Source organism: Mesorhizobium sp. M7A.F.Ca.CA.002.09.1.1, from assembly GCF_003998555.1.
Lineage (GTDB): Bacteria > Pseudomonadota > Alphaproteobacteria > Rhizobiales > Rhizobiaceae > Mesorhizobium > Mesorhizobium ciceri.
The window spans coordinates 1-2,995 of record NZ_RZRR01000710.1 but is presented as its reverse complement, the minus strand read 5'-3'; the positions used below and the strand labels follow the sequence as shown (position 1 = coordinate 2,995).

Sequence of the window (2,995 nt, the reverse complement as noted above, 5' to 3'; positions counted from 1 at the left end):
GCGCTGAGACGGCTGATCGCAAACGTGCCGGGCAATTTTTCTCCTGGCACGCTTTCATGGGTGGTGATCCGAGGCATGGGCGACAGGCCCCTGATATTGAACGAGAAGGGCATAGCAACGCCTGACGCGACAAGCATCGTGGCGCTGCTGGATCGTGAAAACAGGTCCGGGCCAAATCCCCAGACGCTGCAAAGAATGTTTGGTCTGACGAGTGCCGAAACGCAGCTCGCACTGCGCTTGGCGCAGGGCGATGCCCCTTTGGAAATAGCCCGCAAGCGGCGCTTGAGCCGGACCACGATAAGGTCGCAGCTGGCGTCGCTGTTCGCCAAGACCGAAACACGGCGACAGGCGGAACTGGTAGCTCTTCTTGGGCGCATATGCGTTTTGCCGTGAGGCAAACGCCTTTACCATGCGCGCGCACAACAGGCTTGTGCGCGCAATCTGTCGCTGATGTGCTTGTCGGCCAGCCTCACCTTACCGCCGTCGCGTGCGCACCCGGCCCAATCTTGGGCGGATTGCAAACACGTGATTAAGCACGTGCCAGCCCGCCACCTTCATGACCGAAGGCCGGAAGATCTGTATCCCATCCAGGAACGTGGTCAACCAGGACTGCTGGTGGAACCGCATGGGAATACGAGCAACCCGCAGCGCCCGCAGCAATGTCTCGGGAGGCGGGAGATGGTTGCGGTCTTTGATGAGATTCCAGTTAAGCTGCTTGACGGCGAGGGTCACTTCGTCGACCTCGCGGAAACTCTTTGACGTGGTAATGCTTGGATGGCTCGTTGCATCATAAAAGGTAAGCGGATCGCTTATCGCCACCATGTCCCCATGGCTGGCTAGATCGACGAAGAACAGTTGATCCACTCCGGCCGGAATCTCTTTGTGCGTGCGCATCAAGCAGCCGGCACGAATGACGTCGCTGTTGATCAACAATGTGGATGGAATGATCCCCAGGCAGCGTGTCGCGCGCACCAGATAGAGGTCCATCAGGCACTGCTGGCTGGAATAAAGGGAGATCGCTTCCTGCTCCTTGGGGACTTGGCGAAATCTCACTCGCTTGTCCTCGATTATGTTTGCGGCTGACGTCATGAAGGCAACCGACGGGTGCTGTTTGGCAACTTCGGCGAATGTCCTGAGTGCACCTGGCGCAAGCCAGTCATCGTCGTGCAGCAACTTGATCCACCGTCCAGCGCAAGCCAGCATAGCGTTGTTGGTGTTCTCCACCTGACCGCGACCTCGGCTGTTCTCGATGATGCGGATGCGAGGTTCGCTTCGTGCATAGTCGGTCACGATAGCCCAGGTCTCGCCCTCCGGTCCCTCGTCGTCGCTCACGACCAACTCCCAATCGGAGTAATCCTGACCCAGGACGCTGTCGATCGCCCTGCGGATCGTATCGGGCCGGCGAAAGGTTGGTATCCCGACAGAGATAAAAGGGCGTGACCATGAGACATCGGCACGGTCATGCTGGGTGACCGCAACTGCCGCTTGAAGATTGTCAACCGACGACGAATTCATGGTGTTTTTTCCTCGAGACATTCATGTTGGATGCACGTTGCAGCGCCTGCTGGTTGGGGGTCGTGGGTCAACAAATACAGCGATGCTGCCATTTTCAGAGCGAAACCCGACGCGCCGCCGGCGGCCATGAAATAGATGACGGTGACTGGCTGCCAGCCCGCCTGGGCGCCGGCGAGCAGCGGGCCAAACACGAGAACCGCTCGTGCGAGGTCGATGACCAGTCTTGTTCCTTGCCGACGTAGCAGAGCGGGAACGTCGCTAAGCGGAGTAGACAACGCTTGTGCCGCGCCCATCAGCGCCAGTGCGGTCATGATTTCCGCGGTGGGCATCCAAGGCTCGCCCAGGAGCGGAACGACCACATAGGGCGCGGCGAGTCCAAGCAGCAATATCGGCACCGCGGTAAAGCCGGCGGCCAGCAGGAGAAGCCCGCGTGCCACGCCAAGCAGGTGTCCACGATTGTTGTTCTGGTTTGCTTCGGCGACAAAAACATTGCTGAGCGGTGAAGCGATCAGCGTCACTGGACCGGTAACCAGGCGCGTTGCCACGCCCAAATATCCGGCAAATGCGGTGCCGAACAGCCCACCGACAAGAACTGCCGGAAGATTGTTGATCGCTATGCTCGCGAGTGTTGCGGGGATATCGAACAGAGGAAATTTGTATTCCCGCCGGGCCTTTTCGAACACCGCACGCCAAGGTGCCCGGGCGATGCCGCGCAAATCCTCCCAGCTCGTCACCCGATAACCGATATACCCGATAAAGACGAACTGGCTCAAAATATGGGCATGGATCATCGCTTCGCCGCCAAGGTTGGCAATGCCGAAAACCAATTGCAGTGCAGCCATGCTCGCCGGCAGGATCAGCCGCCCAAGGGCAAAGTCGCGCAAAAGCCCAGCACGCAGGCTCCAGCAGTTCATGGCTTCGACCAGACCTGCGCCTCCCATTCCGATCGGAATGAGCCAGGCAAGCGAGCCGAGGCGGTTGGGAGCAAGGTTCGACAGCATCTGTCCGGCCGAAAAGGCCAGGACGGTGGTCACGAACACAGCCAAAAGGATAAGCTTGACCGTCACATAGGCCTGGGCGCTCCCCTTAACCCCATAGAGTGACGCCTCGAAGCGCAATGCTGCGACCCCGGCGAGTATGTTCACAATCGACAGATAAATCGTAAAGATGCCGAAATCCGCAGGCGAATAGAGCCGCGCCAAGACCGGAATCGCAGCAAGAAGGGTGAGTTGGCCGACAATTGCCATCGCCGACACCTCACCAGCTGCACGAATGATCGAACCGATCGTGCTCGGCCGAACAGCGATGATGGCTGTGTCGGCCGCGGGAACCATCTTGGGTCTCAGAAGGTCGCTCAGTGCCATCGGTTCGCGCTTCCGAGGGAGGCAAATATCGGGGATTGCCGCAGCCTACGATGCACACCGAACGTTGCCATCATTCACCTGAATGACGCGCTCTGCGGACAGGCTGCACCCTGAAT

3 protein-coding genes are annotated in these 2,995 nt (G+C 59.1%); 1 reads left to right on the top strand and 2 read right to left on the bottom strand.

The annotated features are described in order from the left end of the window. Positions 1-393: helix-turn-helix transcriptional regulator (locus EN994_RS24890; RefSeq protein WP_164746153.1), on the top strand; the 393-nt coding region annotated here is incomplete at its 5' end. Between the two features lie 81 nt (positions 394-474). Here the strand turns inward: EN994_RS24890 and EN994_RS24885 are convergent. Then, positions 475-1,515 carry a glycosyltransferase family 2 protein gene (locus EN994_RS24885; RefSeq protein WP_063167492.1) on the bottom strand — a complete coding sequence of 347 codons (1,041 nt, stop codon included), beginning with the start codon at positions 1,513-1,515 and terminating at the stop codon, positions 475-477. Continuing rightward, entirely contained in the window at positions 1,512-2,879 is a 1,368-nt protein-coding gene (locus EN994_RS24880; protein ID WP_013533110.1) for a lipopolysaccharide biosynthesis protein, read from the bottom strand. Before EN994_RS24880 ends, EN994_RS24885 begins: the two co-directional genes overlap by 4 nt. Between the last annotated feature and the right edge of the window lie 116 nt (positions 2,880-2,995).

What these genes read in the sequence shown, in the direction of transcription:
- EN994_RS24885 (WP_063167492.1), bottom strand. Translation starts at nt 1,515, where the DNA reads ATGAATTCGTCGTCGGTTGACAATCTTCAAGCGGCAGTTGCGGTCACC.
- EN994_RS24880 (WP_013533110.1), bottom strand. Translation starts at nt 2,879, where the DNA reads ATGGCACTGAGCGACCTTCTGAGACCCAAGATGGTTCCCGCGGCCGAC.